This window comes from Curtobacterium sp. L1-20 (assembly GCF_048755855.1).
Lineage (GTDB): Bacteria > Actinomycetota > Actinomycetes > Actinomycetales > Microbacteriaceae > Curtobacterium.
In genome coordinates this window covers 784,591-808,354 of sequence record NZ_CP151473.1, presented here as the reverse complement: position 1 = coordinate 808,354, position 23,764 = coordinate 784,591, and the positions used below count along the sequence as shown (strand labels likewise).

General features: G+C 72.3%; 24 protein-coding genes. 12 read left to right on the top strand and 12 right to left on the bottom strand.

Annotation, left to right across the window (positions count from 1 at the left end):
* Positions 1-84: 84 nt before the first annotated feature.
* Positions 85-1,878: a peptide ABC transporter substrate-binding protein gene (locus AAEP86_RS05345; protein ID WP_420369502.1), complete on the bottom strand. Its 1,794-nt coding sequence runs from the start codon at positions 1,876-1,878 to the stop codon at positions 85-87.
* Positions 1,879-2,093: 215 nt separating this feature from the next.
* Here AAEP86_RS05345 and AAEP86_RS05340 point away from each other — a divergent pair, with 215 nt between their 5' ends.
* The 4 genes from AAEP86_RS05340 to AAEP86_RS05325 all read left to right on the top strand — a co-directional run bounded on the left by AAEP86_RS05340 (position 2,094) and on the right by AAEP86_RS05325 (position 6,866).
* On the top strand, positions 2,094-3,278 hold the full coding sequence (locus AAEP86_RS05340) for an ROK family protein (protein ID WP_420369501.1): 1,185 nt from the start codon (positions 2,094-2,096) through the stop codon (positions 3,276-3,278).
* A complete protein-coding gene (locus AAEP86_RS05335; RefSeq protein ID WP_420369500.1) occupies positions 3,271-4,815 on the top strand; it encodes a M81 family metallopeptidase in 1,545 nt (514 codons plus the stop codon). Before AAEP86_RS05340 ends, AAEP86_RS05335 begins: the two co-directional genes overlap by 8 nt.
* Entirely contained in the window at positions 4,812-5,552 is a 741-nt protein-coding gene (locus tag AAEP86_RS05330) for a copper homeostasis protein CutC (RefSeq protein ID WP_420369499.1), read from the top strand. Before AAEP86_RS05335 ends, AAEP86_RS05330 begins: the two co-directional genes overlap by 4 nt.
* Positions 5,553-5,633: 81 nt before the next feature.
* Positions 5,634-6,866: an ATP-binding protein gene (locus tag AAEP86_RS05325; RefSeq protein WP_420369498.1), complete on the top strand. Its 1,233-nt coding sequence runs from the start codon at positions 5,634-5,636 to the stop codon at positions 6,864-6,866.
* 31 nt (positions 6,867-6,897) lie between these two features.
* On the opposite strand, the gene AAEP86_RS05320 is transcribed toward AAEP86_RS05325, so the two are convergent.
* Positions 6,898-7,572, bottom strand: coding sequence for a TetR/AcrR family transcriptional regulator (locus AAEP86_RS05320; RefSeq protein WP_420369497.1), 675 nt, complete (start codon positions 7,570-7,572; stop codon positions 6,898-6,900).
* Positions 7,573-7,636: 64 nt separating this feature from the next.
* Here AAEP86_RS05320 and AAEP86_RS05315 point away from each other — a divergent pair, with 64 nt between their 5' ends.
* Positions 7,637-9,034 carry an MFS transporter gene (locus tag AAEP86_RS05315; protein WP_420369496.1) on the top strand — a complete coding sequence of 466 codons (1,398 nt, stop codon included), beginning with the start codon at positions 7,637-7,639 and terminating at the stop codon, positions 9,032-9,034.
* A gap of 22 nt (positions 9,035-9,056) precedes the next feature.
* On the opposite strand, the gene AAEP86_RS05310 is transcribed toward AAEP86_RS05315, so the two are convergent.
* On the bottom strand, positions 9,057-9,683 hold the full coding sequence (locus tag AAEP86_RS05310) for an ATP-binding cassette domain-containing protein (RefSeq protein ID WP_420369495.1): 627 nt from the start codon (positions 9,681-9,683) through the stop codon (positions 9,057-9,059).
* 50 nt (positions 9,684-9,733) lie between these two features.
* On the opposite strand from AAEP86_RS05310, the gene aztB reads away from it, so the two are divergent.
* From aztB to AAEP86_RS05290, 4 genes are read left to right on the top strand one after another with little or no spacing between them, the layout of a single operon-like run.
* On the top strand, positions 9,734-10,648 hold the full coding sequence (gene aztB, locus AAEP86_RS05305; protein WP_420369494.1) for a zinc ABC transporter permease AztB: 915 nt from the start codon (positions 9,734-9,736) through the stop codon (positions 10,646-10,648).
* The gene (locus AAEP86_RS05300; protein WP_420369493.1) at positions 10,645-11,835 is read left to right on the top strand and encodes an ABC transporter; all 1,191 of its coding nucleotides are present in this window, start codon (positions 10,645-10,647) and stop codon (positions 11,833-11,835) included. The genes aztB and AAEP86_RS05300 overlap by 4 nt, the downstream gene beginning before the upstream one ends.
* Complete coding sequence (locus AAEP86_RS05295; RefSeq protein WP_420369492.1) at positions 11,832-12,749, top strand: metal ABC transporter solute-binding protein, Zn/Mn family; 918 nt, start codon at positions 11,832-11,834, stop codon at positions 12,747-12,749. The genes AAEP86_RS05300 and AAEP86_RS05295 overlap by 4 nt, the downstream gene beginning before the upstream one ends.
* Before the next feature lie 26 nt (positions 12,750-12,775).
* Positions 12,776-13,963 (top strand): hypothetical protein, encoded by a 1,188-nt coding sequence (locus AAEP86_RS05290; RefSeq protein WP_420369491.1) that lies wholly within the window; start codon positions 12,776-12,778, stop codon positions 13,961-13,963.
* 78 nt (positions 13,964-14,041) lie between these two features.
* On the opposite strand, the gene AAEP86_RS05285 is transcribed toward AAEP86_RS05290, so the two are convergent.
* The 3 genes from AAEP86_RS05285 to AAEP86_RS05275 all read right to left on the bottom strand — a co-directional run bounded on the left by AAEP86_RS05285 (position 14,042) and on the right by AAEP86_RS05275 (position 16,531).
* Complete coding sequence (locus tag AAEP86_RS05285; protein ID WP_420369490.1) at positions 14,042-14,896, bottom strand: LamG domain-containing protein; 855 nt, start codon at positions 14,894-14,896, stop codon at positions 14,042-14,044.
* Complete coding sequence (locus tag AAEP86_RS05280; protein WP_420369489.1) at positions 14,893-15,777, bottom strand: S26 family signal peptidase; 885 nt, start codon at positions 15,775-15,777, stop codon at positions 14,893-14,895. The genes AAEP86_RS05285 and AAEP86_RS05280 overlap by 4 nt, the downstream gene beginning before the upstream one ends.
* Before the next feature lie 103 nt (positions 15,778-15,880).
* Positions 15,881-16,531: a hypothetical protein gene (locus AAEP86_RS05275; protein ID WP_420369488.1), complete on the bottom strand. Its 651-nt coding sequence runs from the start codon at positions 16,529-16,531 to the stop codon at positions 15,881-15,883.
* 167 nt (positions 16,532-16,698) lie between these two features.
* On the opposite strand from AAEP86_RS05275, the gene AAEP86_RS05270 reads away from it, so the two are divergent.
* Positions 16,699-17,139, top strand: coding sequence for a MarR family winged helix-turn-helix transcriptional regulator (locus AAEP86_RS05270; RefSeq protein WP_420369487.1), 441 nt, complete (start codon positions 16,699-16,701; stop codon positions 17,137-17,139).
* Positions 17,140-17,190: 51 nt separating this feature from the next.
* Here AAEP86_RS05270 and AAEP86_RS05265 read toward each other — a convergent pair whose 3' ends face one another.
* A complete protein-coding gene (locus AAEP86_RS05265; RefSeq protein WP_420369486.1) occupies positions 17,191-17,451 on the bottom strand; it encodes a hypothetical protein in 261 nt (86 codons plus the stop codon).
* Positions 17,452-17,551: 100 nt separating this feature from the next.
* On the opposite strand from AAEP86_RS05265, the gene AAEP86_RS05260 reads away from it, so the two are divergent.
* Together AAEP86_RS05260 and msrA are read left to right on the top strand one after the other, a co-directional pair.
* Positions 17,552-18,373: an aldo/keto reductase gene (locus AAEP86_RS05260; RefSeq protein ID WP_420369485.1), complete on the top strand. Its 822-nt coding sequence runs from the start codon at positions 17,552-17,554 to the stop codon at positions 18,371-18,373.
* Positions 18,374-18,509: 136 nt separating this feature from the next.
* Positions 18,510-19,031: a peptide-methionine (S)-S-oxide reductase MsrA gene (gene msrA, locus AAEP86_RS05255; protein ID WP_420369484.1), complete on the top strand. Its 522-nt coding sequence runs from the start codon at positions 18,510-18,512 to the stop codon at positions 19,029-19,031.
* A 31-nt stretch (positions 19,032-19,062) separates the two neighbouring features.
* Here msrA and AAEP86_RS05250 read toward each other — a convergent pair whose 3' ends face one another.
* The 5 genes from AAEP86_RS05250 to AAEP86_RS05230 all read right to left on the bottom strand — a co-directional run bounded on the left by AAEP86_RS05250 (position 19,063) and on the right by AAEP86_RS05230 (position 23,763).
* Positions 19,063-19,422: a UBP-type zinc finger domain-containing protein gene (locus AAEP86_RS05250; protein ID WP_420369483.1), complete on the bottom strand. Its 360-nt coding sequence runs from the start codon at positions 19,420-19,422 to the stop codon at positions 19,063-19,065.
* Positions 19,423-19,518: 96 nt separating this feature from the next.
* On the bottom strand, positions 19,519-21,168 hold the full coding sequence (locus tag AAEP86_RS05245; protein ID WP_420369482.1) for a glycoside hydrolase family 13 protein: 1,650 nt from the start codon (positions 21,166-21,168) through the stop codon (positions 19,519-19,521).
* On the bottom strand, positions 21,165-22,001 hold the full coding sequence (locus AAEP86_RS05240; RefSeq protein WP_420369481.1) for a nitrilase-related carbon-nitrogen hydrolase: 837 nt from the start codon (positions 21,999-22,001) through the stop codon (positions 21,165-21,167). The genes AAEP86_RS05245 and AAEP86_RS05240 overlap by 4 nt, the downstream gene beginning before the upstream one ends.
* Entirely contained in the window at positions 21,998-22,810 is an 813-nt protein-coding gene (locus tag AAEP86_RS05235; RefSeq protein WP_420369480.1) for a carbohydrate ABC transporter permease, read from the bottom strand. Before AAEP86_RS05235 ends, AAEP86_RS05240 begins: the two co-directional genes overlap by 4 nt.
* The gene (locus AAEP86_RS05230) at positions 22,807-23,763 is read right to left on the bottom strand and encodes a carbohydrate ABC transporter permease (protein WP_420369479.1); all 957 of its coding nucleotides are present in this window, start codon (positions 23,761-23,763) and stop codon (positions 22,807-22,809) included. Before AAEP86_RS05230 ends, AAEP86_RS05235 begins: the two co-directional genes overlap by 4 nt.
* Position 23,764 lies beyond the last annotated feature (1 nt).

Below are 23,764 nucleotides of genomic sequence, written 5' to 3'. Positions count from 1 at the left end.
TCCGTCGGTCGGTGCGTGCGTGAGCCGGTCGGGAGGCGCGGTGCGGGTCGGACCCGCACCGCGCCTCCAGGCGGTGTCACCTGGTTACTTCGACCACTTCCACTGGGCCGGGTGGAAGTTGGCGAGCGAGTCCTGGTCGAACCCGCTCAGGCCCTTCTTGACGACCGAGATCTGGTAGTCCGGGCTCGGCAGCCAGATCACCGGCAGGTCCTTCGCGACCGCGGCGCTGTAGTCCTGCACGGCGGTGGCGTCGGGCGAGGTGGTCGTCGCGTCGATGAGGGCGTCGACCTGCTTGTTCGAGTAGCTGCCGAAGTTGGCCGAACCGCCGGTCGAGAAGAGCGACTCACCGGTCGGGTAGGCCGGGAAGTACCAGCTGCCCGCGGTGCCGAAGAACGAGAGGTCCCACGTGCAGGCCGCTTCGTCGGAGGTGCAGGTCGGGGTCTGCGACAGCACGCTCGAGACCGGGGCGGTCTTGATGGTGAAGCCGATGCCGGTCTTGGCGAGCGACGACTGGATCGCGCTCATCATGTTGTCGGTCACGGTCGAGCCGGACTGCGACAGCACCTGCATGGTGAACTTCGTGCCCTTCGCGACGCCCTCGCCGCACTGGCTGTCGGACGTGCCCGGCGAGGTGCAGACCATGGTGCCGCCCTGCTGCTCCCAGCCGTGGCTGGTGAGGAGGTCCTTGGCCTTCTTCGTGCTGAACGGGTAGGGGTTGTCCTTCTGGGTGCTCGACACGTAGTCGGACTCCTGGGCCTGCGGGATCGGTCCGTAGGTCGAGGTCGCGGTGCCGTTGAAGACGACCTTCGACAGCGACGCCTGGTCGATCGACATCTGCACGGCCTGGCGGGCGTACAGCTGCTTGAAGACGGCACCCATCGTCGGGTTGTTGAAGTTGTACGGCATGTAGGTGATCGCCCACCCGGTCCACGGCTCGACCGAGTAGCCCTTCGCCGTGAAGGACGACTTCTGGTCCATGTCGGTGGCGTTGATGTAGCCGTAGTCGACCTCGCCGGAGCGGACCGCGTTCACCTCGGCGTCGCTCGTGGTGAACGGCAGCAGGTTGACCGTCTTGATCGAGGGCTTCTCGCCGCCGTCGTACTTCGTGTTCGCGGTCAGGGTGACCTTGCCGGCGGTGGTGAAGGCCTTCACGCCGTACGGACCGGAGATCGTCTTCCACAGGTCGTCGCTGGCGTAGTCCGAGATCTTGCCGGCCGCGGTGTTGAGGTACTTCCAGACCTGCTTCGCGCCGTCGGTGGTCTCGTCGGCGTCGGAGACCTTCGCGCTCGCGCTCGTCTTGTCCCAGGCGTGCTGGGGCAGCGGGATGATGTGGCTCAGCTGGTTGGCGAGCATCCAGTCGGAGTTGTAGGCCTTGTCGAACGTGATCGTGAAGTGCGTGTCGTCGACCTTCTTGAAGGACGTCCAGTTGTCCGGCGCCTTGCCCTCGGAGTACGAACCCCACTGGTCCTTGTTCGCCTTGATCAGGTTGAACCAGAACTCGACGTCGCGGCTCGTGATCGCCTCGCCGTCGGACCAGTGCCGGTCGCCGAGGGTCACCGTGACGCTCTTGCTGTCCGCGGCGAACTGCGCATCCGTCGCGACGGAGCCGGCCTTGTTCCACGCGATCTTGCCGGTGGAGCCGTCGTAGGCCACGAGGGGCTCGTAGAGCGACTGCGCGATCGACCCGTTGTTCGTGTTGAGGTGCGCCGCCGTGCCGATCGGCAGGATCCAGTTCGGGGTGAAGTTGGCGGGGAGCGCGTAGTTGATCTCGTCGGTCGATCCCGACGAGGCGTTGCCGCCCCCGGAACAGCCGGCGAGCAGGGCGCTCACGGCGAGCGCCGCTCCGGTGAGGAGCGCCCAGCGACGGGGCTTGGACATGGGGTGTCTCCTTGTGCGAGGTACTCGGGGAGTTGGTGCACGGATGCCGATCGGCACGCGCACAGTCAATGGCCAAACGCATTGGAAAAACAAACATCTCCATGTAAAAACTGCGTTACTGCGGATCGGGCGAAAGGGTCGACCGGCCCGGCCTGCCCCTAGGCTCGCCGCAGATCGGGTCCTCCGGTCCCCTTCCGTCCGGATTGGAGAAAGTCGTGCCGGACCTCAGTGCTCGCGTCCTCGAACTCGTCGCGTCCGGGCAGGCCACGAGCCGGACCGAGATCGCCGCCCTCCTGGGTGCCGCGCCGTCGACCGTCTCCCACGTCGTCGCGCAGCTCCTGGCCCACGGGCTGCTCGCGGAGGAGGGCACCGACGTCTCCACGGGAGGGCGCCCGCGCAAGGTGCTCCGCCTCGGCGGCGTCGACGAGTACGCGGTCGCCGCGGACGTCGGTGGCGGCCACGCGCGCATCGGCATCGTGCTGCCGGGAGGCGCGCTGGAGTCGGTCGCGAACGTCCCGTTCGCGCTCTCCGACGGTCCGACCGCCGGGCTCCGGCGGTTGGCCGACCTGCTCGAGCGGCTCGCCGACGACCACGGCCGTGACGGTCTCCGCGGCGTCGGCCTCAGCCTCCCGGGGCCCGTCGACGTCGAGGCGGGCGTCGTCGACCTGCCGAGCCGGATGCCGGGGTGGAACGGGTTCCCGGTGGCCGCGTGGCTCTCCGAGCGCTTCGGGCTGCCGGCGATCGTCGACAACGACGCCAACTGCATGGCGGCGGGCGAGCAGACCGTGCAGGACCCGGGCCGGCGGCAGACCATCACCATCAAGGCGGGGTCCGCCATCGGCGCGGGCATCGTCATCGACGGTCGGCTGTACCGCGGGGCCACGGGTGCCGCCGGTGACATCACGCACGTCCGCATCGACGCCGCCGGGGACACCCCGTGCTCGTGCGGCAACACCGGGTGCCTCGAGACGGTGGCCTCCGGGGCCGCCCTCGTGCGGATCCTGTCCTCCGCCGGCGTCGACGTGTCCAGCACGGCCGACGTCGTCCGGCTCGCCTCGGACGCGCACCCCGAGACGACCCGGGCGGTCCGGCTGGCCGGCCGGTACCTCGGTGAGGTCCTCGCCGCGAACGTCAACTTCTTCAACCCCGACGCCGTGTACCTCGGCGGCATCCTCTCCACCCTCGACCCGTTCATCGCGGCCGTGCGCAGCCAGCTGTACGAGAGCTGCCACCCGCTCATGACCCAGCACCTCGCCATCGAGCCGGTGTCGCTCGGCGCCGACGCCGGGCTCGTCGGTGCCGGTCAGTCCGCGCTGCAGCGGAGCCTCGCCGTCTCGCTCGAGGAGCGCTCCGCGCCCGTCCCCCAGCCCGCCACCAGGAACAGGAGTGTCCGTGCCTGACCACGTGTCCCCCACCACCGCGACCCGCCGACCCGTCATCGCGATCGCCGGCCTCGCCGTCGAGACCTCGACCTTCACGCCCACGCGGACCCTCGCCCCGGCGTTCCACCCGGACCGCGGCGACGAGGTCGTGGCCCGCTACGACTTCCTCGGACCGCTCGCCGCGCAGGCGGACTTCCGTGGCGCGCTCACCGGGCACGCGCTGCCGGGCGGGATCGTGACGCGGGACGCGTACGAGTCGCTCGCGTCGGAGATCGTCGAGCGGCTCACCGACATCGTCGCGAGCTCGCACGTGGACGGTCTCTGGTACGACATCCACGGCGCCATGGTCGTCGAGGGACTGGACGACGCCGAGTCGGACCTGCTCGGTCGGATCCGCGCGGTGATCGGCCCGGACGTCATCGTCTCCGCGTCGATGGACCTGCACGGCAACGTCACCGCGGAGCTCGCCCACCAGGTGGACCTCGTCACCTGCTACCGGATGGCGCCGCACGAGGACGCCCTCGAGACGAAGGAGCGCGCCGTCCGCAACCTGATCGACGTGCTGGCCACGCGGCCCGTCGGGTCGCAGCGTCCGGTCAAGGCCTGGATCCCGATCCCGGTGCTGCTGCCCGGCGAGCAGACCTCCACGCGGATCGAGCCGGCGAGGTCCCTCTACGCGCAGGTGCCGGCGGTCGAGGCGACCGACGGGGTCCTCGACGCCGCGATCTGGGTCGGCTACGCCTGGGCGGACCAGCCGCGCGACCGGGCCGTCACGGTCGTGACCGGTTGGGACGCAGACGCGGTCGCGGCGGGCGCCGAACGGCTCGCCTCCGCGTTCTGGGACGCGCGGGAGGACTTCGAGTTCGTCGCCCCCACGGGCTCGTTCGACGAGTGCCTCGCCGCCGCGCTCGCCCCCGGTGCCGCGCGGCCGTACTTCGTCTCGGACTCGGGCGACAACCCGACCGCGGGCGGTTCCGGCGACATGACGTGGGGCCTGACCCAGGTGCTCGCCCGCCCGGAGTTCCAGGACCCGTCCGGCCCGGTCGTCATCTACGCCAGCGTCCCCGGTCCCGCCGCGGTCGCGGCCGCCGTCGAGGCCGGCGTCGGCGCGACCGTCACCGTCACCGCCGGGGCCGAGGTCGACGACGTGCACGCCGGGCCGATCACCATGACCGGCCGGGTGCACGCCGTGAAGCACGGCGACCGCGACGCCGAGACCGAGGTCGTGCTGCAGGTCGGCAGCGTGTTCGCGATCCTCACGACCCTCCGGAAGCCGTACCACCACGAGCACGACTTCACCGACCTCGACCTCGCGCCGCGGGAGGCGGACATCGTCGTGGTGAAGATCGGGTACCTCGAACCGGAGCTCTTCGCCATGTCGGCGGACTGGATGCTCGCCCTCACGCCGGGCGGCGTCGACCAGGACCTCGAGCGGCTCGGCCACCACAGGATCGAGCGGCCGATGTTCCCCTACGATCGAGTCTTCCCGGCGGCGCCGGACCTGCGTGCCCGGATCATCCCCGCCTCCAACGAACCGCTCGGAGCCACTGCATGACCCAGACCGCCGTCCGTCTCGAGATCGCCGTCACCTCCCCCACCGGCGCGGTCGTCGCGCGGGACGGCGGTGCCGACCGGGTCGAGCTCTGCGTCGGCCTCGAACTCGGCGGGCTCACGCCGTCGCAGGCGCTCGTCGAGACGACGCACGAGACCGGCATCCCGGCGCACGCGCTCGTGCGGTGCCGTCCCGGCGGGTTCGTGCACGACCGCGACGAGGTCGCGCTGATGGAACGTGAGGTCCGTGCGGTCCTCCGCTCCGGGGCCGCCGGCGTCGTCGTCGGCGCTCTGCGTGCGGACGGCTCCCTCGACGCGGACGCCCTCCGTCGGTTCGTCGACGCGGCGCGGTCGGTGAGCGCAACGGCCGAGGTCACCCTGCACCGGGCGATCGACCACGCGGCCGACCCGGTCGCGGCCGCCGCCACGCTCGCCGACCTCGGGTTCACCCGCGTCCTGACCTCGGGCGCGGCCCCCACGGCCCTCACCGGCGCCGCGACGATCGCCCGCATGGTCGAGGCCGCCGGTCCCGTGCAGGTCATGGCGGGCGCCGGGGTCATCCCCGCGGACGTCCCGGCCCTCGTGGCGACCGGCGTGGCCGCCGTGCACCTCTCCGCGAAGCGGCCGGCTGCCGACAGCGCGCACGCGGGGGTCCCGATGGGCGGGGCGGACGACGGGTCGGCGCACTTCGTCACCGACGCGGAGGTCGTCGCGGCAGCCCGGGCGGCGCTGGACGCCTGACCGGTCCTGGGTCGGGCGACGAGGTCGAGTCCGGCGCCGATAACATTAACAACGGGATGAAGCCTTGTTAATGTTTACAGCGTGAGGACTCCCGTTCAGAACCCCTTCCAGCCCGGATCCGACATCATCCCGGACGTCTGGGCAGGGCGGGTCGCGCAACTCAGCGACTGGCGCGACGTCCTCCGGCCGAGGCTGCGCAACGGCGGCTACGAGCGTGGTCGGACGATCCTCGGGGAACCCGGCACCGGCAAGTCGAGCCTCGTCAGGAAGATCGCACGGGAAGCGACGGCTGCCGGCGACTGGGTCACCCCGCAGCTCCGGGTCCCGGCCGGCGCGGACCCGCTCAAGCTGGTCGCCCGCGCCGTGGTGGAACTCGCCGACCAGGCAGGACTCCGGGGGTCGACCCAGCGACGGATCGTCGACCTGATCGGTCGCGTGGAGCAGATCGCGGTGGCCGGGTGGTCCGTGACGGTCCGCGGAGCAGACGGACCCGAGCCCCACCGCGCCCTCTTCGAACTCCTCGTCGAGCTCGGCGAGGCTGCGATCCGACAGGGCAACGTCGTCTTCATCCACATCGACGAGGTGCAGAACATCGCAGACGAAGCCGCCCTGTCCCAGCTGCTGATCGCGCTCGGCGACGCGCTCTCCCATGCGGTCAAGGTCGAGGCGCCCGGCGGAGCACACGTCGAGCGCCACCTCCCCATCGCCGTCTACCTCACCGGCCTGCCCGACTTCGAGGACATGGCCGGATCGAGGAAGGGGGCGACGTTCGCCAGGCGGTTCGCCACCACGGTGCTCGCTGCCATCGACGAGGACGACCTCCGCGCAGCACTGCAACCGTTCGTGATCGCAGGGTGGGAGGTCGCGGACGACGAAGGCGGCGTCGGTCGGGTCCGGATGGACCAGGAGGCCGTCGATGCGATCGTCGCCCTGTGCTGCGGTGAGCCGTTCCTGTTCCAGCTCGCCGGTCAGCGAGCGTGGAACGCCGGGAACGCCTCGACCATCTCCGAGGACGAGGCGATCCGCGGCTGGCGTGGTGCGGAGGGCGAGGCGTCGGCGCACGTCGAACGCATCCTGAACCGCCTGCCGCCGCGCGAGGAGGAGTTCGTGACTGCGATGGCCGCACTCGCCCCCGCGGAACGGACCGCGACGAAGATCGCGGCGAGGATGGGCCTGACGCTCGCCGCCCAGGTCGGACCGTTCTCGCAGCGACTCGACACCGTGCGCGGGATCATCTCCCGCGGCAAGCCGTACTCGTTCCGCAACCGCGCCGTCGAGGCGTACCTGACGACCGAGTGGCCCAGGACCTACTGACGCACGCCGGACGGCGGCGCACCCCCGCTCGCTACTCGACCGGGTGTGCCACCTCGTAGCGGAACACGCGGTGCAGGTCGTCCGGCCGGATCGGCTCACCCGGTAACGCGCTCCGCGCTCCGTCGGCCCGCAGCCCGTCGAGCACGATGGCGAGCTGCCGGCCGATGATCCGCGCCGCTTCCCCCGGCGGCAGGTTCGAGTAGCTGCCGAGGCGGAACGCCGCGAACGTCACGTCGTTGGCCGTCACGTCCGCGCGCAGGGCCCCCTCGGCCTGGGCGCTCGCGATCAACGCGTCGAGCCGGTCCGCCCACCGGGAGCTGAACTGCTGGTCGTCGTCGAGCGCGACCATCTTGCGGTTGAGCCGCGGGATCGCCGGGTGCTCCTGCAGGACCTCGATGATCGTGGTGACGAGCGCGACCACCCCGTCCCACCCCGTCTGCTGGGCCACGACGGCCGCCTCGACGCGCTCGAACTCGGCGAGGAGCCGGTCGTGCAGTGCGCGGACCACCTCGTCCACGCTCGGGAACCGCCGGTAGAGCGTCGCCGTCCCGATCCCTGCCAGCTGTGCGAGCTGGACCATGGTGGGGTCGGCGTCGTGCGCCGCGTAGTGCTGCTCGGCCGCGACCAGGATCGCCTCGCGGCTGCGGCGCACCTCGACCCGCTCGGCGCGGACGCGCTCGGCGCGGGCTCGCTCGGCTGCGGACATGAGAAGACCCTAATCGCGCCCCTTATGTGGAGACTTGACTCCACATAACGATCTGCATAGGTTCGTGGAGCACGCCCGCGACGTCGTGCAGGCCGGGCCGCACCCTAGGCGGACCGGCCTCGGCACGGTGATGCCGCCCAACCCGAACGGCGGCATCACCGGCGCCACGACGACCGGGCACCGCCGCAGCGGGTCGCACGGGAATGGCCCGCGGTCGCCGGTGCTTGAGCAGCGCATGACTTCGTCAGCGGAGCGCCGCGGGTGGCTCAGTGTCACGTCCGTCGCACTCGGATCGTTCGTCCTCGTCCTGTCCGAGTTCCTGCCGATCGGCCTGCTCCCCGCGATCGCCGCCGACCTCGACGTCGGCATCGGCACCGCGGGGCTGATGGTCGTCGCCACCGGGCTCGTGGGCGCGGTCGCCGCTCCCGTCGTCACGGTGCTGACCTCGCGGGTCGACCGCCGCGTCGTGCTGGTGTCGCTCACCGCCCTGCTCGTCGTCGCCGACGGCCTCGCGGCGGCCGCACCCGCGTTCTGGGTGCTGCTCGTGGCGCGCATGCTGCTCGGTGTGGGCATCGGCGGGTTCTGGGCGATCGGCGCCGGGATCGCCGGACGGCTGGTCCGGTCCGACGTCGTCATCCGGGCGACCTCACTCATCACCGCGGGCGTCTCGGTGGCCACCGTGGTGAGCCTCCCGCTCGGCGCGCTCGTGTCGTCGCTGGCGAGCTGGCGCCTGGCCTTCGTCATCGGCGGCGGGCTCGGACTCGTGGCGCTCGTGCTGCAGCTCGCGATGCTCCCGCGGATCCCGGCACTGCAGCAGGTGCGGTTCGCCACGCTCGGGTCGCTGCTCCGCGTCCCCCGCGCCCGCGTCGGCCTCATCGCCGCGGCGTTCCTCTTCGCGGCGCAGTTCGCCGCCTACACCTACATCGCGCCGTACCTGCAGCAGCTCGTCGGTGTCGGCCCGGACACGATCACGATCGCGCTCCTGGTGTTCGGGATCGCAGGCATCGTCGGCAACTTCGTCGCCGGGTTCACCCTCGGCCGCAGCGTCCTCGGCACCATCGGCTCGGCCAAGTTCGTGCTCGCGGCGGCCGTGGTGGCGCTCCCGCTCCTCGCGCACTCGGTCGTCGGCGTGTTCGTCCTGCTCGTGGTGTGGGGTCTCGTCTGGGGCGCGTTGCCGCTCGGCATGCAGACCTGGATGTCGACCGCGTCGCCCGCCGGGTCGGAGACCGGACTGGCCCTGTTCGTCACGACGATCCAGCTCGCCATCGCTGCCGGCTCGGTGCTCGGCGGCGCGGCGGTGTCGTCGCTCGGACTCGCCGCGGACTTCTGGCTGTCGGGCGCGGTGGCCGTGGTCGGCGCGGTCGTCCTCGTGTCGATGGGGCTCCGGCGGTCGAACGCCGCCGCCCCCGCCGCCGCGGCCGAGACGACGGCGACCGGCTCGGTCGCCGTCGCCTGCCCCTGAACCCCGGCGACCGGTCACAGCCTCAGGCCAGCGTGACCACCCGGTCCGCCGCCGCGATCGCCGCGGCGTCGTGCGCGGCGTGGACCACGACGACGCCCCGAGCGGCCTCGGCCGCGAGGGCGGCGACGACCAGGGCCGCCGAGTCCCGGTCGACGCCGGCGGTCGGCTCGTCCACGAGCACCACCCGCGACCCCTGCGCGAGGCCCAGTGCGACGAGCGTGCGCTGCCGCTGACCACCCGACAGCCCCTCGAGCGGCCGGTCGGCCAGTCCGCCGATCGCCATCCGCTCGAGCTGCGCGTCGACGATCCGTCGGTCGTCGCGGCCGGGCGGTCGCCACCACGGGCGTCGTCGCCACCGCCCCATCGCGACGGTGGCGCGGACGGTGAGCGGCAGCACCGTCGGTGGGACGGCCTGCGTGACGTAGGCCACACCATCCGCCGGGAGGCCCGTCACCCGTCCGGCGGACGGGTCCAGCACCCCGGCGAGCGCGTCGAGCAGCGTGGACTTCCCCGACCCGTTGGGTCCGGTGAGCGCGGTGACGGCCCCGGCGGGGAACGTGGCGCTCAGCCCGTCGAGCACGGTCCGTCCGCCCCGCCGGACGACGAGGTCGGAGGCCGTGAGGGCAGCAGCGGGTGGGGCAGCGGGCACCTGAGGACACTATCAGTATCGATAGTCATTTTCATGTAGCGTCTCGGACCGTGACCTGGCTGACCGACCCCTTCACCGCCGACTTCATGGCGCGCGCCCTCGCCGGAGGGGCCCTGGCGGCCGTGCTGTGCGCCGTGGTCGGGACGTGGGTCCTCGTCCGCGGCATGGCGTTCCTCGGTGAGGCCCTGTCGCACGGCATGCTCCCGGGCGTCGCGGTCGCGAGCCTCACCGGGATCCCGGCGGTCGTCGGCGCCGCGGCCAGTGCCGGCGTCATGGTCCTCGGCGTCGGCGCGCTCAAGCGGCGGAGCGGGTTGTCCTGGGACAGCTCGATCGGGTTGCTGTTCGTCGGCATGCTGGCCCTCGGCGTCATCGTCGTGTCGTCGTCGCGGTCCTTCGCCACCGACGTCACCGCGATCCTGTTCGGCGACGTCCTCGCCGTGACGCGGTCCGACCTCGTCGGCCTCGGGACCGCCGTGGTGGTCGCACTCGCCACGGCGACGGTCTTCCACCGCTCGTTCACGGCGGCGGCGTTCGACGTCCGGAAGGCCACCACCCTCGGACTCCGACCGCGCCTGGCCGAGGTCGTCCTCGTCGCACTGGTGACCCTGGCGGTCGTCGCGTCCTACCGCGCGGTCGGCACGCTCCTCGTCGTCGGACTCCTGCTCGCGCCGGCCGCCGCGGCCCGCGCGTGGACCCGCCACGTGACCTCCACGATGCTCGTCGGCGGCGCGATCGGCGTCGCGGCGGTGACGAGCGGACTGCTCGTCTCGTGGCACCTCGGCACGGCGGCCGGCGCGAGCATCGCCGCCGTCGCGGTCGCGAGCGTCGTGGTGTCCCGCGCAGTCGCGGTCGTCGTCCGGTCGCCCGCCCGCCGGACCGTGTCCCCGCCACCCCCGCCACCCCCGCCGGCTGCCCCGGCACCGTCACCCGTCCGAACCGATGCACCACCACGAGAGGGACCATGAACGCACCGACCACCCGTGCACCCGCGCGGACCCTGACCGCGCTCGGCCTCGCCGTCGGACTCGCCGCCGCCGTGGCCGCCTGCTCGACCACCCCGGCACCGGGAGCCGACCGCACGACACCCGCCGCGCGCCCACACGGCTTCGTGGCGGGGGCGAGCGAGGCCCCGGAACCGCAGCTGCGCCTCCTGGCCGTCTCGGCGACCGGCGAGACGGCGCTGCACGACCTGCTCACCGCGGAGTCCACGCGACTCGACGCGGTCGACGCGCCGGACCACGCGGCGACCGACGGCCGCTTCCTCGTCACGAGCGACGCGGACCGGACGACGATCGTCGACGGCGGCGCGTGGACCGTCGACCACGGCGACCACACGCACTACTACGCAGCCCGCGCCCGCGTCGTCGGGACGGTGGACGGCGGCGGCCCGGTCGACGTGCACTCGTCGGAGCGCACGACGACCATCGCCTGGCCGGACCGGGGCACGGCCGTCGCACTCGACCGCCAGGCCCTCGGCCGGGGCGACGTGGAGCGGACCGCCACGGTCGACGCCGCGGTCCTGCTGCCCCTCGGGGACCACCTCGTCGCCGCGTCGGGAGACGCCGTCCGTGTGCTCGACGCAGCTGAGCCGGACCGGTCCCCCGCGCCCGAGGAGACACCGTGCACCGCGCCCGCCGGGGGGATCGTCACCCGGGCCGGGGCCGTCGTCGGGTGCGCGGACGGTGCGGTCGTCGTCAGCGGGGACGGTGCCGCCACGTTCGTGCCGCTGCCCGACGACGCCGAGCGCCCGACGTCGTTCGCCGCGCGTGCCGGTCGCCCGACGGTGGCCGGCACCGCCGGGGACGGCGGAGCGTGGTTGCTCGACGCCCGCGAGCTGGCGTGGCAGCACCTACCAACCGAGCGACCCCTCCGGGCGGTCGTCGCCGTGGACGACCCGGACGGGCACGTCGTCGGCGTGGACGACCGAGGACGCGTCGTCGTGGCACGTGCGTCCGGTGGCGACGTCGCGACCACCGAGCCGCTGGTCGAGCCGGGGTCCGCCCCGCTCCTGCAGCTCGACGCGCAGCGCGCCTACGTCGCCGACCCGGCGAGCGGTGTCGTGCACGAGATCGACTTCGCGGACGACGCCCGTGTCGCCCGGACGATCGAGCTGCCGGTCGCACCGGTGGCCTTCGCGGAGGTCGGGCTGTGAGCGCGCGTCCCCGGCGGGCGGCACGCTCGGTCGCCGCCGCCCTCGTCCTCGCCGCGGTCGCGACCGGCACCACCGCGTGCTCGACCGCGGCCCCGGAGCGCCCGCTCGTGGCCGTCACGACGAACATCCTGGGCGACGTCGTCGACGAGGTGGTCGGGGAGGCCGCCGACGTGATGGTCCTCATGCCGCCGGGCGCCGACCCCCACTCGTTCGAGGTCTCGGCGAAGGAGGCCGCGCGACTCCGCACCGCCGACCTGGTGGTGGAGAACGGGCTGGGCCTCGAGGAGGGCGTCGCGCGACACGTCGCCGCCGCGGCCGAGGACGGCGTGCCGGTGTTCTCCGCCGGGGACGCCGTCGACGCGCTGGAGTGGACGACGGCGGACGACAGCGGCCCCGACCCGCACCTGTGGACCGACCCCGGGCGGATGATCGACGTCGTCGCCGCACTCGAGGACGCGCTCCGCTCCGCCGGGATCGATCCCGCGGGTGCGGACGCGTACGCCGGGCAGCTCGAGGACCTCGACGCGCACATGGCGTCCGCCTTCGCGGCGATCCCGGCCGACCGACGCGCCCTGGTCACGAACCACCACGTGTTCGGGTACCTCGCCGACCGGTACGGCTTCCGGGTGGTGGGTGCCGTGATCCCGAGCGGCACGACGCTCGCCTCGCCGAGCGCCGCGGACCTCCGGGACCTCGCGGAGGCGATCGACGAGGCCGGCGTGCCGACGATCTTCGCGGACGCGTCGCACCCCGCGCGCCTGGCCGAGGTGCTGGCCGAGGAGGGCGACGTGCACGTGGCGATCCGGCCCCTGGCGACCGAGTCCCTGACGGCCGATGGTGACGCCTCGACCTACCTCGGGATGATGCGGGCCAACACGGCGTCGATCGTCGACGGCCTGTCGACTGGTAGTTGAGAATGATAATCAATACAGTTTCGAGCATGACCACGACGAAGAAGACCCTCCGGGCCGCAGTGCCCGCCGCACTGTTCGCGTCCGCCGCCCTCGCGCTGACCGGGTGCGCCACCGACCCGGCGGCGGACGGGACCGAGCGCACCGCGACCCCGACGGCCGCCGGTGCCACCCGGATCACGCTGACCCACGACGGCGGCCTGCTCGTGCTCGACGGGGACCTGCGGGTGGTGTCCGACGACGCGATCGACGGCTTCACCCGGGTGAACCCGGCAGGCGACGGACGGCACGTGCTCGTGACCGTCCCGGACGGGTTCCGGGTGCTCGACACCGCGACCGATCCGGCGCTGACCGACGCCGTCTTCCCCGCGGACACCGGGGGGCACGCCGTCGTGCACGGCGACCGGACGGCGCTGTTCGCGGACGGGACCGGAGACGTGACGACGTTCGACAACACCGAGCTGGACGGCGACGACCTGCCGGAGACCAGCACGACCCGGTCCGCGGCCGCGCACCACGGGGTGGCGATCGAGCTCGAGGACGGCACGCTCCTCACGACCGTCGGCACCGAGGAGCGCCGCTCCGGCGTCCGCGCGCTCGACGCCGACGGCGAGGAGCTCGCCCGGTCCGAGGCCTGCCCCGACGTCCACGGCGAGGGCGCGGTCTCGGGCGAGGTCGCGGTGTTCGGCTGCACGGACGGCGCGCTGGTCTACGACGACGGGTCCTTCGAGAAGATCGACGCACCGACCGAGTACGGCCGCACCGGCAACCTGTTCACCACCCCGACGTCGCCCGTCGCAGTGGGTGACTACAACGACGACCCCGACAGCGAGGGCTACCTGCTCGACCAGATCGCCCTGATCGACGCCGCCTCGGGGAAGTACACCGTCGCGGACATGCCCGAGGGCGTCGGCTTCACCTTCCGCGACCTCGGCCGCGGCCCCGGTGACGAGGCCGTCGTGCTCGGGTCGGACGGCGCGCTGCACACCTTCGACGAGACCACCGGCGAGCGGCTCGACTCGTTCCCGGTGATCGACGCGTGGGAGGGTCCGGCCGAGTGGCAGGACGCGCACCCGGCACTCGAGGTCGCCGGCGACGTCGCCTACGTGACCGACCCCGCCGAGCAGCGGGTCCACGCGGTGGACCTCACGACGGGGAAGGTCGTCGCCTCCAGCGACGAACTGCCCGGCGTCCCGAACGAGATCGCGGTCGCGTAGCGTCCCGACGCGACCACGGACGGACGGGAGGCGCGGTGCCGGCCGGCACCGCGCCTCCCGTCCGTCACCGGGCCGCGGTCAGCGACCGGCCGCCGCGTGGTTCGCGACCTGCGTCGCGGACAGCACGGTGCTGTACACCGCCGCGTACCGCATCGAGCCGGTGAAGTAGAAGTTCGACGGCTGGCCCGGCCACCCGGAGACGGTGTCGTACCCGACGCGGAAGTAGCCCGTGTAGTTCTCCGGCGCCGTGAACGCGGCGTTCGACGCCACCAGGGTCCCGTCGACGTAGAGCCGCATCCCGGTCGCCGCCGACATCGTCGCCGCGACGTGGTGCCAGGCGCCGTCCGTGTAGGTCTTCGGCGAGGTGACGACCTGCGTGGTGCCGTTGTAGGTGCCGAACACGAGCTGCCCGGCGGTGTTGAGGTACACCTGACGGTCGTGCTGGCCGGAGGTGCCGACCTGGCTGCCGCCGAAGCCGATGAGCATGCCGCCGGCCACGGTGGTCCTGAACCAGACCTCTTCGCTGAACGTGGTCGGGTTGGCGTACGACTTCGGCGTGGAGACGAAGCTCGTCGAACCGTTCAGGACGTAGGAGCTGCCGGCGTCACGCGGGCAGGCGTTCGGGCTCGGGGTGGTCGCCGTCATCGAGCCCTGGTACGCGCCGTTCTGCCCCTTGCCGGACCAGTCGGCGGCCGTGGTCGCCCCGGATGCCTCCGTCAGACGGTAGGCGAAGAGCGCGTTCGCGGTGTCCGCGCCGACCGCCGTGGTGCAGGTGAAGTACGCCGCGGTCCCGGCGGTGTCGTTCGAGTTCGCGATGACGGCGCTGTAGGCGGAGCGGGTGGGCGAGAAGGCGTTGAGGAGTGCGACGACGACGAGGCCGACGACGAGCACGAGGGCGATCACGCGGCCGTCGCGGAGGCGCTGGATCCTCACGAGGGACGCACCGCCTCGACCCGACCGACGGACAGGCAGAGCACGAGCGGGACCAGGCACGCCGCGATCAGCAGCGCCCACCCGGCCGGGCCGAGGTCGATGTTCGAGGTCAACTGGTAGTGGCCGTTCTTCGTGAGTTCGTGGATGACCATGCGGCCCACCTCGCCGTCGACGAGGTGCACGCTCTCGGCGCCCTTCGCCTCGACGCGGACCGGGAACATGCCGGAGGAGACGATCGTGGCCTCGACGCCGGACGGGCTCGACGTGTTCGTGATGGTGGTCACGTTGACGAACGGCTTGAGGACGAACGCGGCGTACGACGTGGTGAGCGCACCGCCCGCGATGCGGAGGCAGGTGCGGGTGACCCGGTCGGTGAAGACGCTGGTGAGCGTCCAGATGACCAGGGTGCCGATGAGCAGGAGCGGGGCGGCGCGGAACAGCCAGCCGAGGTGCGGCACGAGCAGCGCCGGGGTCCCGATGACGTTCTCCTGCGTGAGGGTCCACGGGTCGGTGGCCCCGTTGATGTCCCCGCGGGTGTGCAGGCCGCCGTCGGCGTCGATGTCGATGATGCGGTGGGTGTAGACGACCCCGTGGTTGGCGGCGGTCTCGAAGGAGACCACGTCGCCGACGTGCAGGGTCGAGACGTCCACGGGGAGGTCGAGGACGAGCGTGCCGACCGGGGCGGCCTGGCCCATCGACGGGGTCTCGACGACGAACCAGCGACCACCGGCGGACAGGAACAGCACGGCGGCGGTGAGCAGGACGGCCGCGACCACGGCGACGGACCAGGCGAGGAGCGTCTCGAAGCGGGTGGCGGTGTGCCCGCCGAGCAACGGTCGGTCGAGCGTGCCGCTGAGCGGGATCGCTGCGGTCTGGCTCATCTGCTGCTCCGCTCCTGGGATCGAGGTGGGGTGGGGTGTGGGGGTGGGAGGTGGCGACGCTCGGCCGGAAGGGGGTCGGTCGAGCGTCGCCGGTCAGGGGCGACTAGGCCGTGAAGGTCCAGGTCATCGGCACCGAGGCGGCGAGGCCCTGGTAGGTGTTGCCGGCCGAGGGGTCGAGCGTCACGGCGAAGTTGAACGGGACGCTGGCACCGGCGGCGGGGGCGGCGGGCATGGTGAAGGCCGAGGCAGCGGCGCCCTTGAAGCTGGCGAGCGTGCCGTTGAACACGGTGGTGGCGCCGGAGGTGATGACGAGGTTCATCTTCGCGCAGAGGTCGGTGGCGGTGCCGTTGATCGAGCCGTTCGCCGACTGGGTGCAGGTCGCGCCCGGGGTGAGCGTGAAGGTCGCGGCGTTCGAGGTGCCGGTGTTCTTGATCGAGATCGCGGTGTTGACCGTGTTGCCCGGGGTCATCGTCGTGCTGCCGCCGAACTTGTTGATGGTCGAGCAGGTCGCCGAGTTGGTGGAGACCGAGCCGCCGTCCGTGCTGAGGCAGGTGACCGAGGCGCCGGCGTTCTGCTCCTGCATGATCAGCGTGCCGCTGGCGGCGGTGTTGCTGCTGTTGGTGATGCTCGCCGCGAACCCGGAGAGGGTGCCGGTCAGCGAGAGGGAGAGCAGGACGGCCGCGAAGATGCCCGCGAGGAGCGCGACGGGGGCGAAACGGATCCGCTTCAGTGCGGAGGTGCGGAGCTTGGACACGGGGTACCTCTTCGGTCAGGGAGTTCGGTGGTTGGTCGAGCAAGAGACTCGGGCTCACTTGCTTCAATGATTAAGATAGTTAATGCTTGACCAAGTTGACCACTCGTATACTGACCCCAGTGCGAGGGGCACGCCAGAACCCGACTGGAAGAGGACCATCCGTGACCGTGACCGGGCAGCCCGACGCGGCGGACATGTTGACGGCGTTCGACGCCGTCGTCCGCGCGAACGCGAGCCTCGTGCGACAGCTCAGCGCACGCGCCGGCATCCACGAGAACGCCCTGCGCGCCCTCGTGCTCGTGAGCGACACCGGGTACTCCTCGCCGACCGAGGTCGCCGGGTTCCTCGGGCTCACGTCCGGAGCCGTCACGAACATGATCGACCGGATGACGAGCGCCGAGCTCCTCGAGCGCGCACCGAACCCGAACGACCGGCGCGGGTCCCTGCTGCGGCTCCTGCCCGCGGGCGACGCCGTGGTCGAGGACTACCGGGAGCGGTACGCGGCCGTGCTGCGCCGGGTCGACGGCGCCCACGGCGGTGACCTGCTCGGAGTGCTCGACGAGCTGGCGACCGGACTCTACGGCTCGGCGGGCGACGTCCTGCCCTGACCCCTCGGTCGCCGACGGGCGAGCGACGACGACGCGCCGGGCAGCAGCGCGTCAGCGCCAGGTGCGCGCGACCACCCAGCCGTCCCCGTCCGGCGTGATGTCGACGACCACGGCCTCGTCCCCCGCGCTCACCTGGAACCGCCACCCCACGGTGCGCTCCGGTGCGTGCGTCATCGCCGACGGCAGGAACTCCGCCGTCGCCGTCAGCCGCGTCGGGGTGTCGGACACCCGCCACCGCCGCTCGCGCCACACCATCCGGTCCGGCACGCCCTGTTCCCACCACACCGTGGCGACCTCGTGCGTGAGCACCATCTCGACCTCCTCATTCGAACGTGTGTTCGAATGGTAGGCGATCCCGATGACGCTCGCGCGCCCCGATGTCGCCGAGTGCGCGAGGCGTACTGTGCGGATCATGCCCGCTCTCATCGACACGTTCACCCTGTCCAACGGCCTGCACATCCCGAAGATCGGGTTCGGCACGTGGCAGATCCCGTCCGGCAGCGACGCCTACGACGCCACCAAGACCGCACTCGACCTCGGCTACCGCCACATCGACACCGCGCTCGCCTACGGCAACGAGGCCAGCGTCGGCGAGGCCGTCCGCGACAGCGGCGTCCCCCGCGACGAGGTCTTCATCACCACGAAGCTGCCCGCCGAGATCAAGACCGCGGCCGGCGCCCGTGAGGCCTTCGAGACCTCGACCGGCAACCTCGACCTCGGTGCCGTCGACCTGTACCTGATCCACGCCCCGTGGCCGTGGAGCGACATGGGCTCCGACCACCGCGACGGCAACGTCGAGGTGTGGAAGGTCTTCGAGGAGCTCTACGACGCCGGCCGCACGAAGAGCATCGGCGTCTCGAACTTCACGGTCGCCGACCTCGAGGACCTGCTCGGCCGCACGGACGTCGTCCCGCACGCGAACCAGATCCGCTGGTTCATCGGCAACACCCAGGACGAGACGACCGCCTTCGACCGCGAGCACGACATCCTGACCGAGGGCTACTCGCCGCTCGCCACCGGCGGCCTGCTCGAGAACGCCGCGATCCGCGACATCGCGGCGACGTACGACAAGAGCGTCGCCCAGGTCGCGATCCGCTACCTGCTCGAGAAGGACGTGCTGCCGCTGCCGAAGTCGACGACCCCGGCGCGCATCGCCGAGAACGCCGACGTGGACTTCGTCCTGTCGGCGGAGGACGTGGCCGCGCTGGACGCGCTGCAGGACACCACCGACTGACGCGACCGGACGGCGGACGGGAGGCGCGGTGCGGGCCCGCACCGCGCCTCCCGTCCGACGTCGGGAACAGGACACCGCCGTCGCTGGTTGCACCGGACGGTGCCACAGCCAGCGGCACGACCCCAAGGAGGCCACCATGACCACCACCGAAACCGCCATCCTCGCCGGCGGGTGCTTCTGGGGAGCGCAGCAGCTCCTCCGTCGCCGTCCCGGCGTGATCAGCACCCGCGTCGGCTACTCCGGCGGGGACACCCCGAACGCGACCTACCGGAACCACGGCGACCACGCCGAGTCCGTCGAGATCGTCTTCGACCCGTCGCAGATCTCGTACCGCGACCTGCTCGAGTTCTTCTTCCAGATCCACGACCCGTCGACGAAGGACCGCCAGGGCAACGACGTCGGCCGCAGCTACCGCTCGGCGATCTTCTTCACGAACGACGAGCAGCGCCAGGTCGCCCTCGACACCATCGCCGACGTCGACGCGTCCGGCATCTGGCCCGGCAAGGTCGTCACCGAGGTCGAGCCCGCGGGCGACTTCTGGGAGGCCGAGGAGGAGCACCAGGACTACCTCGAGAAGTACCCCGCCGGGTACACCTGCCACTTCGTGCGTCCGGGCTGGAAGCTCCCGCACCGCGACGAGGTCGGCGTCTCGGCGTAGCGCGCGAGCGGTCCCCGCTGCCCCGACCGGGTCAGCGTGAGCCGCCGAGCAGTTCCAACCAGTCCCCGGGGAGGCGGTCCGCCGGCCCGGGGACTGCCTGGTCCACGGGGTGGCTCGTCGGAGCGGCGAGTTCCAGCCCCTCGAACCGGGTGTCGTCGCGGTAGTCCCACGCCCAGGTCTCGCCGGGTTCGTAGCTCTGGATGACCGCGTGGCCGGTCTCCTCCCAGTGCCGGGTGGCGTGCGTGAGCAGGGAGTCGTCGCAGCAGCCGACGTGGCCGCAGGCGGCGCAGCGGCGCAGGTGCACCCACCACGACCCCGTCGCGTCGCACTCGACGCATCCGTCGCCGCTCGGCGGCACCTCCGGGTGGATCATCTCGTCGTCATCCGTCATGTCGACCATCCTGGCCCCGACGTCGTGCTCCTGTCGGCCGGACCGGCCGTCGGGGTGGCCCCCGCCGTCACGCGCGGACCACCTCGACCTGCGCTGTCACGCGCGGATCCACACCGCCGCATCCGGCGCCAGCATCCCCTCCGTCACCGCGTCCGGCACGGACCGGAGCACGATCGTGCCGGCCGGCAGCGCCACCGGGGCGGTCCCGGTGTTCGCCACCACGGTCACCGGACCGGTCGTCCACGCCAGCAGCCCGGCGTCCGCGGTCCCGCGCTCCTCCAGCCACCGGAGCTCGCCGGCGGCGAGTCCGCTCGAAGCACGGAACGCGAGGGCGGCGCGGTAGAGCTCCAGCGTGGACGCCGGGTCGCCCGTCTGCTCGGCCACCGCGAACGTGCCGAAGTCCTCCGGCTGCGGCAGCCACGTGTCGGCGGAGGCACCGAAGCCGAACGAGGGGCCGTCCGCGGTCCACGGCAGGGGCACCCGGCAGCCGTCGCGGCCCCGGGTCCGGTGGCCCGACCGCTCCCAGACCGGGTCCTGCCGGACGTCGTCGGGCAGCGTCGTCACCTCGGGCAGGCCGAGTTCCTCGCCCTGGTACAGGTACGCCGACCCCGGCAGGCCGAGCATGACCAGGGTCGCCGCACGCGCCCGCCGCAGGCCGAGGGCCCGGTCCGGCTGCGGGTCGTCGACGCCGACGCCGGACTCCAGCTCGACCGGCCCGTCGTACCCGAACCGGCTGGCGTGCCGCATCACGTCGTGGTTCGACAGCACCCAGGTGGTGGGCGCCCCGACGGCGGTGTTCGCGGCGAGGCTGGTGTCGACGGTGTCGCGGATCGCCGCGGCGTCCCACGGCAGCGACAGGTACGCGAAGTTGAACGCCTGGTGCATCTCGTCCGGCCGGACGATCCGGGCCGCGCGCTCCGGCGGCAGCCACGCCTCGGCGCAGAGGATCCGGGGACCCTCGTACTCGTCGAGGATCCGCCGCCAGGCCCGGAACACGTCGTGGATGCCCTCCTGGTCCCACATCGGCGGCATGACGCCGTCGACGGGTTCGACCACGCCGTGGGTCGCGTGCGGCCAGTCCGGCAGCCCAGGGGCCTTCACGATGGCGTCGCAGACGTCGACGCGGAAGCCGTCCACGCCGCGGTCGAGCCAGAACCGCAGGGTCGTCTCGAACTCGTCGTGGACGCGCCGGTCGTCCCAGTTCCAGTCCGGCTGTTCCGGGGCGAACAGGTGCAGGTACCACTGACCCGGGGTGCCGTCGGCCTCGGTGACCCGCGTCCACGCCGGCCCCTGGAACATCGACTCCCAGTCGTTGGGCGGCTCGTCGCCGCCGGGTCCGCCTCCGTCGCGGAAGTGGAAGAGGGCCCGTTCCGGGCTGCCGGGAGGCGCGGCGAGCGCCCGGCGGAACAGCGTGTGCTGGTCGGAGCAGTGGTTGGGGACGAGGTCGACGACGACGCGCAGGCCGAGCGTGTGCGCCCGCTCGAGGAGGTCGTCGGCGTCCTGCAGGTCCCCGTAGCGGGGGTCCACGTCGCGGTAGTCGGCGACGTCGTAGCCGCCGTCCGCCTGCGGGGACGGGTAGAAGGGCGACAACCAGATCGCGTCGGCCCCGAGGTCGGCGACGTGCTCGAGCCGCGCGGTGATCCCGCGGAGGTCGCCAGTTCCGTCGCCGTCGGCGTCCGCGAAGGAGCGCGGGTACACCTGGTATATGACGGCGGTCCGCCACCACTCGTGGTCGTCGTGGGTCATGCCTGGGGCACCTCTCGTGCGTAGATCGTGGGGCGGCGGTCGCGCAGCCAGTCGTTGTGGGGGCTGGTCGACTTGTCGCGGGCGAGCGTGGGGAAGACGTCGGCGGTGACCGTGGTCGCCCCGGTCCCCCGTGGCGCCTCGGCGACGACCCAACCGAACTGGTCGACGATGACGCTCGCCTCGTTCCAGTCCTGGCCGCGCTCGGTCCCCGCTCGGTCGCAGCACGCGACGAACACGCCGTTGCCACGCGCCGCGGCCTGCGCCGCGATGACCTCGGCGACCCGGTCGCGCTCGGGGTGGGCGCCAACCGGCCAGTTCGTCGGGACGGCGACGAGGTCGGCACCGGCCAGGGCGAGCATGCGGGGCATCTCCGGGAACTCCATGTCGTAGCAGACGAGCACCCCGATCCTGCCGTGGGCGGTCGTGACGACGGGCGGCGCGTCGTCGCCGGGCTCGAAGACGAGCGCCTCCCGGTCCCACAGGTGCGTCTTCCGGTACACAGAACGCACCCCGGAGGCGTCGACCACCGCGACGCTGTTGCGGAGGACATCCCCGTCGCGCTCGCAGAAGCCGAGGACCACCACCGTCGTGGTGCCGTGCAGCCGCTCGGTCACCCGGCGGAACAGCGCGTGCTCGGTGGTGATGGCCGCCGCTGCCGCCTCGGTGCGGTCGCGGAACACGTACCCGCTCGTCGCGAGCTCCGGCAGCACGAGGACGTCGACGCCGTCGTCGAGCGCGCGCCCGACGGCGGCGACGATGCCCTCGACGTTCGCCGCCACGTCCCCGAGGGCGGGCGCGAGCTGGTCGCAGCGGACGCGGGCGACCCCGCTCACTTGACCGCCCCCTCGGTGAGGCCCGTGATGAGTCGTCGCTGCAGGACGACGTAGGCGATCACGATCGGCAGCGCGACGAGGACGGCCGCCGCTGCGGTGACGTCCGGCTGGGCACCGTGCTGCGCCCCGGAGAAGAACGACAGCGACAGCGGCGCGGTCTGCACGGCCTGGTTCTGCGGGACGAGCACGAGCGCGAGCAGGAACTCGTTCCAGGTGAACAGGAACAGGATCGTGGCGAGCGTCGCGACGGCCGGCATGGCGACGGGCATGAGGACGCTCCGCAGGATGCGGAACCGGGACGCCCCGTCGATGCGCGCCGCCTCGAGGAGCTCCGTCGGCACGGAGGCGAAGAACGAGCGCATCCAGAAGACGCCGAGCGGGACCGACAGGCCGACCTGCGGGAGGATCAGGGCCCCGTAGGTGTCGACGAGGCCCCACCCGGCGAGCATCTGGTAGAGCGGCAGCACGGTGACCTCGTACGGCAGGACGAGCCCGACGAGCAACAGCCCGAGGATGAGCCGGCCGCCGGGCACCCGCATGTGCGCGAGTGCGTACCCGGCGAGGCAGGCGACGACGGCGGTGACCACCACGACGGTGATCGCGACGACGGCGCTGGAGAACAGCGCGGAGCCGAAGCCGCCCTCCGTCCAGGCCTCGACGTAGTTGCCGAAACCGGTGGTGCTGCCCGCGGCGCCGCCGTCCCCGCCGAGGGAGGTGACGATGACTGACGCGAGCGGGAACGCCGCGACGAGCGCCGCGATGATGAGGACGGCGTGCGTGAGCGCGCTCTCGGACCGGGCGACCCTCATGCGCGGACCCCCTTGCCCGATCGGCGTTCCGGTCGTTCGCGGAGCGCGAGCTGCACGACGCCGACCACGACGAGGATGAGGACGGTCAGCACCACGGCGAGCGCGGACGCCTGCCCGAGCGCGCGGTCCTGGAAGGCGTCCTGGTAGACGAAGACGCTCGGCACGGTCGTCGAAGTACCGGGGCCGCCGCGCGTCGTGTTCCAGATCAGGTCGAAGTTCCGGAGCGCGAAGGTGATCGTGAGGATGAGCGCGATCGAGATCTGGGGACGCAGCGCCGGCAGGGTGATCGCGGTGAACTCGCGGATCGCCCCGGCACCGTCGAGCCGGGCCGCCTCGTACAGGGAGCGGTCGATCGTGGCGATGCCGGCGAGGAACAGGACCATGCAGAGCCCGTACTCCACCCAGGTCCCGATGAGGCCGATGGAGGGCAGCGCCGTGCCGAAGTCACCGAGCCACGTGTGGGTGAGTCCGCCGAGGCCGACGGCACGCAGGGCGCTGTTCACGGGCCCGTCGTCGGCGAGGATGCCGCGCCAGGCGACCGCGACGACCACGCTCGAGAGGACCTGCGGCAGGAAGAGCACGGCCCGCAGCGTCGTCAGGCCGTGGATGCGGATGCGCGACATCGCGCCGGCGAGCAGCAGTCCGATGAGGACCGGCAGGGCAGCGTAGAAGACGAGCAGGATGAGCGAGTGCCCGAGCGCCTCGCGGAGGTCGGGGTCGGTGACGACCGCGACGTAGTTCGAGAACCCGGCCGGGGTCGCGACGCTGATGCCGTCCCAGTCGTAGAACGAGATGCGGACCGACTGCACGATCGGCACGACGACGAAGACCGCGAAGAACGCGAGGGCGGGCGCCACGTAGAGCAGTGACGACCAGCTGGGGCGGGAGGCCGCCGGACGACGCACACGAGGTGCGGCCCGGACGGCCTCCCGCTCGGAGACGGTGGCTGCCATG

Coding starts and splice junctions, on each gene's coding strand:
- AAEP86_RS05290 (WP_420369491.1), top strand. CDS start 12,776: ATGACCACGACGAAGAAGACCCTCCGGGCCGCAGTGCCCGCCGCACTG.
- AAEP86_RS05230 (WP_420369479.1), bottom strand. CDS start 23,763: ATGGCAGCCACCGTCTCCGAGCGGGAGGCCGTCCGGGCCGCACCTCGT.
- AAEP86_RS05245 (WP_420369482.1), bottom strand. CDS start 21,168: ATGACCCACGACGACCACGAGTGGTGGCGGACCGCCGTCATATACCAG.
- AAEP86_RS05330 (WP_420369499.1), top strand. CDS start 4,812: ATGACCCAGACCGCCGTCCGTCTCGAGATCGCCGTCACCTCCCCCACC.
- AAEP86_RS05320 (WP_420369497.1), bottom strand. CDS start 7,572: ATGTCCGCAGCCGAGCGAGCCCGCGCCGAGCGCGTCCGCGCCGAGCGG.
- AAEP86_RS05280 (WP_420369489.1), bottom strand. CDS start 15,777: ATGAGCCAGACCGCAGCGATCCCGCTCAGCGGCACGCTCGACCGACCG.
- AAEP86_RS05300 (WP_420369493.1), top strand. CDS start 10,645: ATGAACGCACCGACCACCCGTGCACCCGCGCGGACCCTGACCGCGCTC.
- AAEP86_RS05250 (WP_420369483.1), bottom strand. CDS start 19,422: ATGACGGATGACGACGAGATGATCCACCCGGAGGTGCCGCCGAGCGGC.
- AAEP86_RS05260 (WP_420369485.1), top strand. CDS start 17,552: ATGCCCGCTCTCATCGACACGTTCACCCTGTCCAACGGCCTGCACATC.
- AAEP86_RS05265 (WP_420369486.1), bottom strand. CDS start 17,451: ATGGTGCTCACGCACGAGGTCGCCACGGTGTGGTGGGAACAGGGCGTG.
- msrA (WP_420369484.1), top strand. CDS start 18,510: ATGACCACCACCGAAACCGCCATCCTCGCCGGCGGGTGCTTCTGGGGA.
- AAEP86_RS05345 (WP_420369502.1), bottom strand. CDS start 1,878: ATGTCCAAGCCCCGTCGCTGGGCGCTCCTCACCGGAGCGGCGCTCGCC.
- AAEP86_RS05235 (WP_420369480.1), bottom strand. CDS start 22,810: ATGAGGGTCGCCCGGTCCGAGAGCGCGCTCACGCACGCCGTCCTCATC.